We start from the raw sequence: 12,837 nt of genomic DNA on the forward strand, positions 1-12,837 counted from the left end.
CATGAACGCGGATCTGATCCACAAGGCGCTCGCGAACCCGTTGCGGCGAGACATTCTGGCGTGGCTGAAAACACCGGAGCATAGCTTCGCGCCGAATGCCGCGCGCTTCCCGCACGGCGTGCCGTCGAATACTATTCAGGCGCGCAGCGGGCGGTCGCAATCTACCGTCTCGGCGCATCTCGCGTTAATGGTCGAGGCGGGTCTCCTCGTCTCGACGAGAGTCGGTTCCTTTGCGCTGTTTTCGCGCAACGAAGCAGTGATTGACGCCTTCATTAAGCACATTGCTGAGGGGTTTTGACTCGTACCGAGGGTTTGTAGACGTGGACCGCGGCATTGACGGCGACGCCAATCTGTTGCGCGCGGCTGAACGCCTTCTACGCATGCCTCATGCGCCATCTGCGCGACCCCTTCACGCCGGACGGCAACATCAACGCGACCACCGCGTCTTCCGGCGTTTTCATCCGTGCTATTCAATCGGGAAATTGGGCGTTTCCTCTATCAATCGACGCGCTCGGCGGTATGAACCGAATGGACGCGATTACGGTCTTCATCGCCATGCTGGGCGAAGGCAGCCTTGCATGCCGGTGGTGCCGCGTTCCATCGTGAACACGGTGCGGGCGACTGTTTTTGGGTCGCTAAGGAGGTGACGGTCGCGCGCTGCATACCGCCCTCCTGGACCTGTTCTCTAACCTTGATTGCCGCAGGCTATCCTGACGCCACGGGCAGCAATGTTGACAACCTGAGTGATGACGTCGAGTACCCGGTCTGAAACCGCCCGTTCATTCGAAAGACACTCTTGCGCGGCGCGATAAGGTTGGCGGAGTATCTTTTTCGTCAACATACCGCTTGCTATTTGCTGTAACGCTGCGATGTTCCAGGGATGCGCAAAGTCAGCCATGCACCCCGCTTTCGATCGAGGATTTGAAGAGGGGACCAGGGCGACCCGACCCTGGGCCGTCCTCGCACACGGAAGGTTTCTATCAGCTAACTGCCATCGTCCGGTCAATTAACCCCCCAAGCCGGAATCTTCGCTGCGGTGGCCATCCGGACGTAGCGCAGAAGCTCATTCCACGGTTCGATCAGACGAGGCTACCGAAGCGACGCACGCCGTTGCAACTCACTCAAACCTAATTGTTGGGCTATACGATGGGCTCTGTAGATGACCTCAGCATCTGGTTGGGCATCTCGAGTGGTGTCTCTAACAGACTACGAGCGCTTATGTCTAAGAACCGCAAAGATGTGGCCGGGCTCGCGACATTCGTCGTTCATCGACGTCAACCCTAAGGATCCCATAAAATGCTTAACGAACTCTCTGTTGTCCCGGCGTCTGCCGATCTGCAAAAGTTGGTGCGAGGTGCGGCCACCTTTGGTCACGACGTTTTTCCGCGCAACCTAGAACTATACAGAAGGCTTGCCGAGGGGCAGTCCCCACATACGTTGTTCATCGCGTGCGCAGATTCCAGGGTTGTCCCGGAGCTGATTACACAGACCGAGCCCGGGGAACTGTTCGTCTGTCGAAATATCGGCAATATCGTCCCTGGCTTTGGCGAAATGATGGGCGGTGTGTCTGCCGTGATTGAATATGCGGTTGTTGCACTACGCGTCAGGCAAATCATTATCTGCGGCCACTCCGAGTGTGGCGCAATGAAGGGACTAGCCGCTGAGCAAGCGGTAGCTGAGTCGATGCCGACCGTGCAAGCGTGGCTGCGCAATGCCGAGGCCGCGCGCAGCGTCGTACTTACACGCGAGCTTGGGAGGGGGAAAGCCCTTGTCCAGGCACTGGTTGAGGAAAACATCAGGCTGCAGTTAATGCACTTGCGTTCCCATCCGTCGGTTGCTGCTCGACTTGCGCAAGGGGCACTGACGGTTCATGGCTGGTTGTATGACATTGAGCACGGCACTGTTTCAATGCTTAACGAGGCGCAGAGAACGTTCGAACCGCTTTGCCTAGCCAGAGCTCGTAGCGCAGAGGGGCTTTAAAATGACAATCCCGGGGCGCGTACGTGCTGGACAAATACTTCTTTACGTTGGGCGACCGCTAGCCTTGTTGTTCGCGTGGGACATAGCGGTGACTGTCGCGTACCTGTGTTCACACGCGAAGGTAAACTTCCCAGCGCTGCCGATGTCACTAATGGCGACCGTTGTCGCGATATATCTGAGTTTTAGGAACACGGCTGCATATGCGCGATGGTGGGAGGCACGAACACTCTGGGGATCGTTAGTGAACGCCTCGCGAACCTTCGCGCGGGAAGTCGTTATGCTGGCCGCTAGCGAATCGATCTCCTTGCAGCGAGAACTCGTGCTTCGTCATGTCGCATACGTCCATTCGCTGCGGTTGCACCTCCGTCGTGAGTCGCCATGGGAAGAGCTGTCCCTACGTCTCCCGCAAGAAGAGATTGTGAACTTGCGTCGCGTAGCGAATGTCCCAAATGCGATATTACGGCGGACCGCGGAAATCGTGGCTCGACAATGCAACGCAGATAGTGTGAGACTCGTCGCTATCGAGCGGACCATGGCAGACATATCGAATGCTCAAGGAGGAATGGAGCGGATCAAGAACACGCCGTTTCCAAAGCAATACTCGACCTATCCGATCTTCTTCACGCATGTTTTTTGTATTCTTCTGCCGTTGGGACTAGTTGAGTCTCTTGGCTGGTACACAGTATTTGGGTCAACTGCGGCTGGCTTCTTATTCCTTGCGCTTCTCAAAATAGGTAGCGACATGCAAGAGCCCTTTGCCAACACTGAGAATGACGTTCCTATAACCACGCTTGCGAGGGCGATTGAAATTGATCTACTCGATGGACTGGACGAAAGACATTCGATCAAGCCTGTTCCAATCGAGAATAACGTTGTGTGGTAGGTGTCGCTCACCAAGGCAATCGCGGAGACATCAGTCAGGGAGCCAAGAAAGCGCCCGTCGTTCGCTTCCGCGACGAGATGGTCGCAAAAAATGCGGTTCACGAATTGTGAGGGATTGGTTCAGCTTTGCATGGAGCCGGGCGATAGCATGATGAATTACCGCCGTTCGCCTTGCCGGTCTCGACGCGCGAGCGAGAGTGACGCTGGCATGTGCGCCGGAATAGTGTCGAATGACCATCCCTCCGTTTTTACAACGGATGGCCAATGGCGCGCTCGGTTGTGGTGCATTACGCCGAAGGAATCACAGCGTCGTCGAGATAAGTTGCCTTTACAGCCGTGTTCGAGAAGGCGGCATCGGACGCGTCCTCTTGTCAAGACTGGAATCAGATGCCGTTACCCTCGGCTATGCGATCGTGGTCATCGAAGCAGATAGGGCGAATCGTCGGACTATCGCCTTCTGCGAGAAAAACGGCTTCCGCCACCAGCGCCGTCTTCGGTGACAGATGGTCATCGCGCTATGGCGTTGTTGAAGAAAACATTGCACGGGTGAGGCCCGCAAATAGCACTTGCCTCGGGACTACTGTGTCTCGAGTAGCGCCTGCCGGCGATTCTGTTGTCACCGCGGGCGAGGCGTCCAAGGACGCCGTCAACCAGGCGTGAGCGAGGGCGGCGCCTTTCATGCCGCCGACTTAGAAGAGTTGTGCTCCGAGCGGCCGTAGGCTGTTGAGCTTGACGGCCGTGCGACGTTCCGTGCCTTCCGCGTGAATCGAGCGGATCATGATCCATCGGCCACGCGCCTCGCCCAGCACCTCAACGATGCGATCCTCGTACCGCACGAGGGTGCCGCGGGGCGGTTTGCGTTTGATGCGGCTGCGACCGGTGGAAGAAGGCATAAGGATATCAACGCGCGCGTGCGGCGATCGTATCATGCCAAGATGCGGCGGCGGCACATCGTGTCGCTCACCGGCTCACAGCAATAGGGAAGGGCAAAATAATGCGCCGCATCGTTGTACGTTCTTCACCGGTCCACGGACGCGGCGTATTCGCGCTGACCCAGATCCGTGCCAACGAGCAAATTCTGGAATACAAGGGCAAGCGGGTGTCGTGGGCACAAGCGCAGCGCCAGTATGCGCGTTCGGCGGCCGAAGACGGCCACACGTTTTACTTCGATCTGGACGACGGGCGCGTGATCGATGGTGCGCAGGGCGGCAACTCGGCGCGATGGGTCAATCACAGCTGCGCGCCCAACTGTGAGGCCGAACAAGACGGCAGCCGGGTGTTCTTCCTCGCGCTGCGCGACATCAAGCCCGGCGAAGAGTTGTTCATCGACTATGGACTAATCGTGGAAGGGCGAAAAACGGCTGCGCTCAAAAAACTCTATGCGTGCCGGTGCGGTGCCGACACCTGTCGAGGAACGATGCTGGCCGCGTCCTGAAAGCGCCCACGAAACGACACACCTGCTTCTGGCTCTCGCACGTCAACTTCCGCACAGGCTCGGCCGCGACGATTTTGACGCTGCACTCTGCTGACGGAACGTGCTTGTCATGCCTCACCGAAATGGACATTTGCTTCACGCTTTCGACGCAACGCATTCGGGTGGCGATCGTCGCTGCCGATCCAACGCCTGAAGGAGGCGGTCTCCGAGATCCGTTCGGTCGCGCGCACCGATCGCCCGCTCGCGGCCGACGGGGCTGTTCTTCTTCTTGAAAAACTGTCGCCCGCACTCGAGCACGTCGATAGTTCCTCGGGCGCCCTTGGCAGCGCGGTCAATCGTGCAATCGAGGCGCTTGTCCCACTGATCGCCTCCGCCGACGTGACTGCTGCAGCACGGCAGCGTTGGCTGGAACGACTATTCGACGCGTTGCAGGACGATCAGATGCCCTACATCGAGAGCCTGGGCGAACATTGGGGAACCTTGTGCGTGACGCCCGCGTTGGCATCTGACTGGGCCGACCGGTTGTTGCCGCTCGTCACACACGTGCTGGAGGCTAAAGGATTCAACTACTTCGTTGGCGTCGTGCCGTGCTTGAGCGCGCTCTACGCGGCCGGCCGCTTCGAGGAAATCGTTAAGCTTGTGCACCGCGATCGGCTGAGTTCCTGGTGGTATCGACGTTGGGCCGTCGACGCGCTGGTTTGCCTTGGGCGCCCGGGCGACGCGCTCCGCCTTGCTGAAGCGAGCCGAGGCCTGAATGCGCCCGAAGGCGCGATCGCGCGCGCCTGCGAGACGATCCTCCTCGACTCCGGCATGACTGAGGAGGCCTATGAGCGCTATGCGATCGCCGCTAATCGTGCAGGCACGTACCTCGCAACGTTCCGGGCCCTCATCAAGCAATACCCCGAGAAAACCGCGGAAACGATCCTGTCTGACCTGGTTCGAAGCGAGCCCGGGTCGGAAGGCAAATGGTTTGCCGCCGCCAAAGACGCCGGCCTGTTCGATCAGGCCATCGCGCTGTCCAGACAGAGCCCTACCGATCCCAAGACGCTCATACGCGCCGCGCGAGACTTCGAGACGAAGCAGTCCCGGTTCGCGATGGACTGTGCGCTGTGCGCATTGCAATGGATGGAGGCCGGCTACGGCTATGAAGTGTCGATGGCTGACGTCACTGATGCCTATGATGCCCTCGTCGCAGCGGCAACTGCGAGTCATATTTCGAAGGCAGCGGTGGACGATTGCGTGCGACGCCTGATTGGCAATGCGGACTCGCTTGTTGGGCGTGCGTTGCGCACGCGATTGGAAGCCGACAGGCGCTAGACCGGAAGGAAAAAGGGTTGGGCTCAAGTCGCGCGTCGGCGCCGCTTGCGCCTTTGCGGAAGCGCGGCAAGGAGCGACCCTCCAGAGCCGCGGTCTCATACACCCCCGCATGCTTCCTTGACTTCCCGTGAGCCTCGATACGCTGGTCTCAACGATCAGGAGATGCACAGCGTATGAAGTCAATCGTAGCAAGCCGAAATCATCAGGTCCCCGCCGCTTCACCCGCCGTGCCGAAGCGGACCTCCCTGGAAGCGGACAGTGAACTCGCTCATATACAGAAAGTGGTGACCGCAGTACGGGCAACATCCGTGCCGTTGCCGATAAGCGTTCGGTATTGGAAAGTGCGCCTGCATGAGCTTCGCATTGGCTACATGTTGCTTCCTGTCCAACTTGCCCGACTGTCCGCGCTTGAGCTTGACGTCGAGAAAATCGCACAAGGACAGGTGGACGTCGGCACGAGCGACGAGCGCCGCGTGGCGTAGACACTCAGCGCGGCAAGCGGACTATGACAGGCGCGATTCTTACGCGTCGTCCCAGACAAGTCGGCATTCGCGCACGAAGGCACCCGCGCGCAGCGCGAATTCGATCGCCCTGGAGCCCTGTGCTCACAGGCCGTGACGTCGCCGCTAGAGCAAAACGGCCTGGCGCAATAACTCCAATGCCTTCAGTTCATCCAGGCGACCGGTGCGGGCCTTGCCGGCGAGCGTCTTCAGGAGCGCCTCTGCGATAGGTGCAATCCCGTCCAGGCCGTCCAAGGTGGTCCCTAAAGTGGAGGAGGGTGCCGTGTCTGTAGGCGGTGATATTGCCACCGCAGGCTGCGACAGCGCAGGTGCAGAAACAGCTGCTGGCGTGTGGCTTTCGATGCGTTGCACGGGACCGTCGAGGCGCGTTGCGACGGCACTGCTGACGTTCTCGTGGTGAGGGCTCGCAACGTGGTCGCCGTCGCCTGCCGCATCGGCTGGCAATGGCTCAATGTGCGCGTTGCTCGAAGCGCGAGGCAGCGCTCGTTCTATCTCGCTGGTCGGCGCCGCCGCGACTTCTGTGTCTTCAGATACCGCCACAGCGGTGGGCGCCGGTGCTTGGCCAGGCGCGCGCACGCGTGATGTGGGCGCGAGCAGCTGCGCAACTGACTCGGGAATGTCGGCTTCACCGCGGGGTGTGTCGAGCCACCCCGCGGGCAGACCCAGACCCGCGGTGAAGCGCTCGGCTTCAGCATCATCCATGCGCTTTTTACCGTGGAGTCGGTGCGCCATATTTGATCCGCTCAGACCCAAGACTGCACCGAGCTTGACCTTCGAACCGTTGCGTGTGGTGAGAACGTGAAGGTTGGCCTGCCTGATGCGCTCTACGGTCGCACCGCCGTTCGGACGCGCCTGTTTCCGCCCGGCCGCTTGATGCGATTGGTGCGGTTTCGACGATTCTGCTGCTCTTGCAGCTTGACCACTTGCCTGCGCAGACGCCTTTTGGGGGCGGGTCTTGGTCGCACCCGACGCTTCTTTTGAACTTTTAGACGGCATGGTCGTATCCTTGGACAAACTGCTCACAAGCAGCGATGGCTCCTGCGCACTCGGAAGAAGGGGTGCTTGCTCGATGCCACCTTCATTGACGGTCTCGTCGGCATTGACGGTCTCGTCGGCATGGACGAACTCGAGCGGCGCCTTCAGGCGCGCAATCGTCTCCGGCGAAAGGACCGGATAGAGTTGGTCAAAAAAGCCGGAAGGCAGCCCAAGCGTCGTTTCCATATGGAAGGCGGTCTCGGGCGTGAATCGCTCTCCGCGCATCAGTTCGGCGATCCGGGTCATGCTGGAATCGAGCCCCAGCGCGATGTTTTCCGCGCCGACCGCATCGACCAGGAATTTCAACGAACGCGTCTTAATAATCGACGCCGGCGTCGCCCCGCCATTAGTCTCTCTGGAAGGAGGCTGAACTCGCGGCGGGCGCTTCCGATTCGTCAAGTGTTGAGGTTGACGCCGACTGCTTGGCTTGCCCCGATATCCCGCATTCGGTCCGCGGGTTTGGCTCATAGGAGAACTCCGGTGCAATGCGTAAAATTTCTGCGGTCCATTATATCGGCCGTCATTCGAACTGAGCGACTATCGCCACGCACACGACAGTGTGGTGCTAGTGGGCACTTTCGCGCTATGGCCGATTGCGATTAGTGGCGTGCCGCCGTGTACGGGAGCGGCGAGGCGTGCCCGCTAGTGGCGAATCGTTTCAGCCTGTCCCGTGCAGCAACGTGAACATATCTTGGCGCGCTCGCTAGTTGTCGGTCTGCCTGCTGCAACACCGCTTCGAACAACGGCAGGTCCGCCGCCTCGAACGCCCATCGGCGCTCGACTTCGGCGCGTTGCAAGGCGCGTTCCAAAGCAGCTTCAGCGCGTGCATAAATAACTACGTCCGTGTCCCCATAGCCTGCATCTTGCACAAAGAACGTGACGTAGACCAGTTGAATAAGCTCGTTGAAAAGATACGCCGATCCAGCGCCGTCCCGACAAGCGGCAAACGTCAAGTGATTCGACAAGGCGACAGTCTGCGACGCTGACGACGGCAGGGGCAGCAGCATTTCTTTGCTGAGCGGTTTGCGCCGTAGTGACCGCGCTGCTTCTGAGAAAGGGCGGCGAGATGACATCGGAAAAGAACTGGAGGTGTCTGCTAAACGGATGCCGCGAAATGATAGCAGGCTAAGGGGCGCGTTTTTGTGCCTCTGGCCTCGTTCACGCGCGGGACGGCCCGACCATCTGTGCGTCGGCGAACCTGAGGGAATCTGAACAATGCGTCACTTTCTCGTGACAGTCTCCTGGTCGCCGCAAAGTTTCTTAGCAGCACGGCGGGCCGGGTCGAAGACCGCTTTGAACGGACCCTGCGTAAAATAGGGTATCCGTCAGTGCAGCCGGTATGACAGGACTTCATCAGATATCGACGATTTTCCGTAGAAGACCGTACGAAACGCGCCAGTGTCCTTCGATGTCTGCCACGGCGATCGACGCCGTTTTCGAGTTCAGTCTGACGACGATACCGATACGCTCGTTCAGATGCTTGTCGGTGAATCCCACGGTGTCGCCGATAAAGAACTCTTCGGGGCGCGGTCGCGCTTGCGGCGGTTCCTGCTGAATTGGCGCTGCGGTGGCATCGAGGAGAATCGCCGCATACAAAACTGCCCATCGGCGTCGCGTAACGTTGTCTTGTACAACTGCTTGTGTATGTCGCAGCTCGGTGATAGTGCCATTCGAAGGCGGGCCCAACGGATTGTCACCGATGTATTTGACGGTCATGCCAATGTGCAGTCGTTGTCGGACTTCTAGGATCCGTCGGGGGTCATCGAGCATCTTTCCGATGGTCAGATAGAGGCGATACAACTCGGCGCTGGGCGCTTGCCGAAGGGAGTCCAGGATGTCCATATGTCAATTTTATTTAGCGGGCAAGCGGTACCAGTTCAGGGACGCGATTGACGGGATGCGGCAGAAAGTTCCCCAGTGTCTCGCAACTCGTGCGACGCTTACAAGCGTCGCATGCGCATACGGCCGCTCGTGCGAAGCTGCGTTGCCCCATCGCATCGCTGCAATCGCTATGAATGCGGTACTTTCGCATCATGCAATTGGGCATCAAGACGTTTGCACCGACGGATGCCATCGTAGATCGCGGCACTGCTCCCTTTTCGGCCTTTGCGGTCATTCGAGCATCAAAATTTGGCAGGCGGCTGAACGCCGCTTTCCGGCCGTTCGCACGTTAGCCTGTCGCGAATGACCTGCCACGCCGTCCGCCAATGCGAACTCGCGACCCGGAGCAGACTCTCAACTCATCAAGTGATCAACGGCAGATATACGAACGAGAACGGCCACTGCGATTGCACCGCTACTGTTCGGTCTAATGGCACGTAGCTGAGGACGTCCTGAGAGCGCGCTGTGCGCGATCGTCGGAAGTCAGCTGCTCCTCGTGTCGAGCCGGCGCTCAGCAGCACCGCGCCATAGCTAAAGGCGTTTCCGTTACAGTGGCGACACGGCACGATTCACGTGAAGCCACACATGACCAGCTACTTTCATTACGATCTGCATTCGCTGCGCCTTTTCATCGTCGTCGCGGAAACGGGCAGTCTGACGCGCGCCGCCGACCGCACCAGCATGACGCTGTCGGCGGTGAGCAAGCGCATCGCCGATCTGGAGCGCAGCACCGGCTGCACGTTGCTGCTGCGCCAGCCGCGCGGCGTCGAAATGACCGCGGCCGGCAAGGGTCTTCTGGCGCATGCGCGTCAGGTGGTCGAACGCGTGAACCGCATGGCCAATGAGATGAGCGACTACGCCGTCGGCGTGCGCGGTCATGTGCGCATGTGGGCGAACACATCGGCGATCGTGCAGTTCCTTCCGCGTGATGTGCGCATCTTTCTCGCCGATAACCCGAGCGTCAAGATATCGCTGGAAGAGCGTCTGAGCGGTGATATCGTTGCAGCCGTCACGACCGGCGATGCGGACATCGGCATCTTCGCGGACAACGTGCCCGCGCCGAACATCGCCAAGGCCGTCTATCGGCAAGACCGGCTCGTGCTGCTGGTGCCGAACGAACATCCGCTCGGATCGCGCGAACACGTTGCATTCGTCGACACGCTCGATTACGAGTACGTCGGTCTCAACGAAGGCAGCTCGCTCCTCGCGCGGCTGCTGGATGCCGCGTTCAGCGCCGAACGCACGCTCAAGGTTCGAATTCAGGTCAGCAGTTTCGATGGCATCTGCCGAATGATCGAGCAAGGACTCGGCATCGGCGTGTTGCCGGAAGCGGCGGTGCGCACCGAGATTCTCGCGGCCGGCCTTCGCCCCGTTCGTCTCCTCGACGACTGGGCGGACCGCACGCTCTGGATCGGCACCCGCTCGCGCGATGCGCTTTCGCCCGAAGCCGCCCGTCTGTTCGACTTCATGTCCGCGCAGACGCACGCGTGACAATGCTCCGAGTGCCTTTCCAAAATGGAAAGGGTTGTTGAAGATTCATTGATTTTCAACGCGGCCGGTTTGTTTCACAGTGAAGCATCGCAATCAAATGACGACGCTTCATAGGAGACAGCTGTGACGAAGCCGCTCGCAGGCATACGCGTGCTCGAAATGGGACAGCTCATCGCCGGTCCCTTCGCTGGAAAGATGCTCGCCGAATTCGGCGCGCAGGTCATCAAGATTGAACCGCCCGGCACGGGCGACCCACTGCGCAAATGGCGCCTGCTTCATGAAGGCACGTCGGTCTGGTGGGCGGCGCAGTCCCGCAACAAGGAATCGCTGACGCTCGATCTTCGCTCGCCCGAAGGACAAGACGTCGCGCAAAAGCTCATCGCACAGAGCGATGTGCTGATCGAAAACTTCCGCCCCGGCACGCTCGAAGCGTGGGGCCTCGGCTGGGACGAACTGCACACGCTCAATCCCGGTCTCGTTATGTTGCGCGTCTCGGGCTACGGCCAGACTGGGCCGTATCGCGACCGGCCCGGCTTCGGTGTCGTCGCCGAAGCAATGGGCGGCTTGCGGCATTTAAGCGGCGAGCCCGGCCGCACGCCGGTGCGCGTGGGCGTGTCCATCGGCGATTCGCTTTCCGCGCTGCATGGCGTGATCGGCATTCTGCTCGCGCTACGTCATCGCGATCAGAACGGCGGTGAAGGACAGATGATCGATGTCGCGCTGTACGAATCGGTCTTCAACATGATGGAAAGCCTGTTGCCCGAGTTCTCCGTGTTCGGCACGGTGCGTCAGCCGGCGGGCAGCAGCCTGCCGGGCATCGCGCCGTCGAACGCGTATCGCTGCTCTGACGGCAAATACGCGCTGATCGCGGGCAATGGCGACAGCATCTTCCGCCGCCTCATGGATCTGATCGGCCGCCGCGATCTCGCCGATGATCCCGCCCTCGCACAGAACGACGGCCGCGTGAAGCAGGTCGAGCGTATCGACTCCGCCATCGCCGAATGGGCGAATCGCCAGCCGCTCGACGACGTGCTCGCCGCGCTCAACGAAGCGCGCATTCCGGCGGGCAGGATCTATGACGTCGCCGATATCGCGAGCGACCCGCACTATCGCGCGCGCAACATGATCCTCGATGCACATCTGCACGACGGCACGCCGGTGCAAGTGCCGGGCATCGTTCCGAAGCTGAGCGCGACGCCCGGCACGGTCAACAGCCAGGCGCCGACGCTCGGCCAGCACACGGACGCGGTGCTCGAACGCATCGGCATCGACCAAACGACCCGCGACGCATGGCGTGCGCGCGGCATCATCTGAGGGGAGCGCTCCATGACTGGCCAGCGTGTGCATATCCAGGAAGTCGCGACCCGCGACGGCTTCCAAAACGAAGCGCAATTCGTCGATACCGACGCGAAAATCGCTCTCATCGACGACTTGAGCGCGTGCGGCTACGCGAAGATCGAAGTCACCTCGTTCACCTCGCCGAAAGCGATTCCCGCGCTGCGCGATGCCGAGGCGGTGATGCACGGCATCGCGCGGCGCGAAGGCATCGTCTACACCGTCCTCGTGCCGAATATTCGTGGCGCAGAACGCGCGCTGTCGTGCGGCGTCGATGAAGTGAATCTGGTGATGTCGGTAAGCGAAAGCCACAATCGCACGAATCTGCGCATGAGCCGCGAGCAGTCGTTCGCGCAATTGCGCGATGTGATCGGCGTCGTGAAGCAGACGAACGTGGCGATCAACGTGTCGCTCTCGACCGCGATGGGCTGCCCGATGGAAGGCGACATCGCCCAGGAGGATGTACTCGGGTGGATGCAGCGATTCGCCGATCTCGGCGTGCATGGCGTCACGCTATGCGACACGACCGGCATGGCGTTTCCGTCGCAGGTCGGCGCGTTGTGCGCGGCCGCATGCGAGCGCTTTCCCGCGCTTGCACTGACCCTGCATTTCCACAACACGCGCGGCATGGCCCTGGCGAACACGCTCGCCGCGCTCGATGCGGGCATCGACCGTTTCGATGCATCGCTCGGCGGGCTGGGCGGCTGTCCGTATGCGCCGGGCGCGACCGGAAACGTCTGCACCGAAGAACTCGTTCACATGCTCGAACTCGACGGCTACGACACGGGCGTCGATCTGTCCGCGCTGCTGTCCGCGTCGGCACTGCTGCCGGGTTTGATCGGGCACGACGTGCCGAGTCAATTGCTCAAGGCTGGGCGTCGTCTCGATCTGCACGCGATGCCGTGCGCCGCCCGTGACGGTCGGCCGGCCCAACGCGCCTTCGCGCAAGCGGACTGAGGG

Annotated in this window: 15 protein-coding genes; 11 read left to right on the forward strand and 4 right to left on the reverse strand. The window is 60.5% G+C overall.

Going from position 1 to position 12,837, the window contains the following annotated elements; translation table 11 throughout:
• Position 1: 1 nt before the first annotated feature.
• From LDZ23_RS32545 to LDZ23_RS32565, 5 genes are all read left to right on the forward strand, one after another.
• Entirely contained in the window at positions 2 to 298 is a 297-nt protein-coding gene (locus tag LDZ23_RS32545; protein WP_061121040.1) for an ArsR/SmtB family transcription factor, read from the forward strand.
• Positions 299 to 387: 89 nt separating this feature from the next.
• Positions 388 to 606: a hypothetical protein gene (locus tag LDZ23_RS32550; protein ID WP_244808506.1), complete on the forward strand. Its 219-nt coding sequence runs from the start codon at positions 388 to 390 to the stop codon at positions 604 to 606.
• Positions 607 to 1,296: 690 nt separating this feature from the next.
• Positions 1,297 to 1,980, forward strand: a complete 684-nt coding sequence (locus LDZ23_RS32555) for a carbonic anhydrase (RefSeq protein WP_244808507.1) — start codon at positions 1,297 to 1,299, stop codon at positions 1,978 to 1,980.
• A 1-nt stretch (position 1,981) separates the two neighbouring features.
• Positions 1,982 to 2,863, forward strand: coding sequence for a bestrophin family protein (locus tag LDZ23_RS32560; RefSeq protein WP_244808508.1), 882 nt, complete (start codon positions 1,982 to 1,984; stop codon positions 2,861 to 2,863).
• A 229-nt stretch (positions 2,864 to 3,092) separates the two neighbouring features.
• Positions 3,093 to 3,362: a GNAT family N-acetyltransferase gene (locus tag LDZ23_RS32565; RefSeq protein WP_244808509.1), complete on the forward strand. Its 270-nt coding sequence runs from the start codon at positions 3,093 to 3,095 to the stop codon at positions 3,360 to 3,362.
• A gap of 189 nt (positions 3,363 to 3,551) precedes the next feature.
• Here the strand turns inward: LDZ23_RS32565 and LDZ23_RS32570 are convergent, their stop codons facing one another.
• Positions 3,552 to 3,755: a hypothetical protein gene (locus LDZ23_RS32570; RefSeq protein ID WP_244808510.1), complete on the reverse strand. Its 204-nt coding sequence runs from the start codon at positions 3,753 to 3,755 to the stop codon at positions 3,552 to 3,554.
• 101 nt (positions 3,756 to 3,856) lie between these two features.
• On the opposite strand from LDZ23_RS32570, the gene LDZ23_RS32575 reads away from it, so the two are divergent.
• From LDZ23_RS32575 to LDZ23_RS32585, 3 genes are all read left to right on the forward strand, one after another.
• Positions 3,857 to 4,297, forward strand: coding sequence for an SET domain-containing protein (locus tag LDZ23_RS32575; RefSeq protein ID WP_244808511.1), 441 nt, complete (start codon positions 3,857 to 3,859; stop codon positions 4,295 to 4,297).
• Positions 4,298 to 4,387: 90 nt separating this feature from the next.
• Entirely contained in the window at positions 4,388 to 5,614 is a 1,227-nt protein-coding gene (locus LDZ23_RS32580; RefSeq protein ID WP_244808876.1) for a hypothetical protein, read from the forward strand.
• 173 nt (positions 5,615 to 5,787) lie between these two features.
• A complete protein-coding gene (locus tag LDZ23_RS32585) occupies positions 5,788 to 6,096 on the forward strand; it encodes a hypothetical protein (protein ID WP_244808512.1) in 309 nt (102 codons plus the stop codon).
• 144 nt (positions 6,097 to 6,240) lie between these two features.
• On the opposite strand, the gene LDZ23_RS32590 is transcribed toward LDZ23_RS32585, so the two are convergent.
• The 3 genes from LDZ23_RS32590 to LDZ23_RS32600 form a co-directional block, all read right to left on the reverse strand.
• Positions 6,241 to 7,476 (reverse strand): hypothetical protein, encoded by a 1,236-nt coding sequence (locus LDZ23_RS32590; RefSeq protein ID WP_342346286.1) that lies wholly within the window; start codon positions 7,474 to 7,476, stop codon positions 6,241 to 6,243.
• A gap of 293 nt (positions 7,477 to 7,769) precedes the next feature.
• Positions 7,770 to 8,177, reverse strand: a complete 408-nt coding sequence (locus LDZ23_RS32595; RefSeq protein ID WP_244808514.1) for a hypothetical protein — start codon at positions 8,175 to 8,177, stop codon at positions 7,770 to 7,772.
• A gap of 346 nt (positions 8,178 to 8,523) precedes the next feature.
• Positions 8,524 to 9,012: a hypothetical protein gene (locus LDZ23_RS32600; RefSeq protein WP_244808515.1), complete on the reverse strand. Its 489-nt coding sequence runs from the start codon at positions 9,010 to 9,012 to the stop codon at positions 8,524 to 8,526.
• A 624-nt stretch (positions 9,013 to 9,636) separates the two neighbouring features.
• On the opposite strand from LDZ23_RS32600, the gene LDZ23_RS32605 reads away from it, so the two are divergent.
• The 3 genes from LDZ23_RS32605 (at position 9,637) to LDZ23_RS32615 (ending at position 12,834) form a co-directional block, all read left to right on the forward strand.
• Positions 9,637 to 10,542 (forward strand): LysR family transcriptional regulator, encoded by a 906-nt coding sequence (locus LDZ23_RS32605; RefSeq protein ID WP_244808516.1) that lies wholly within the window; start codon positions 9,637 to 9,639, stop codon positions 10,540 to 10,542.
• 123 nt (positions 10,543 to 10,665) lie between these two features.
• A complete protein-coding gene (locus LDZ23_RS32610) occupies positions 10,666 to 11,856 on the forward strand; it encodes a CaiB/BaiF CoA transferase family protein (RefSeq protein WP_244808517.1) in 1,191 nt (396 codons plus the stop codon).
• A gap of 12 nt (positions 11,857 to 11,868) precedes the next feature.
• Positions 11,869 to 12,834, forward strand: coding sequence for a hydroxymethylglutaryl-CoA lyase (locus LDZ23_RS32615; protein WP_244808518.1), 966 nt, complete (start codon positions 11,869 to 11,871; stop codon positions 12,832 to 12,834).
• Positions 12,835 to 12,837 lie beyond the last annotated feature (3 nt).

Source organism: Caballeronia zhejiangensis (genome assembly GCF_022879815.1).
GTDB lineage: Bacteria > Pseudomonadota > Gammaproteobacteria > Burkholderiales > Burkholderiaceae > Caballeronia > Caballeronia zhejiangensis.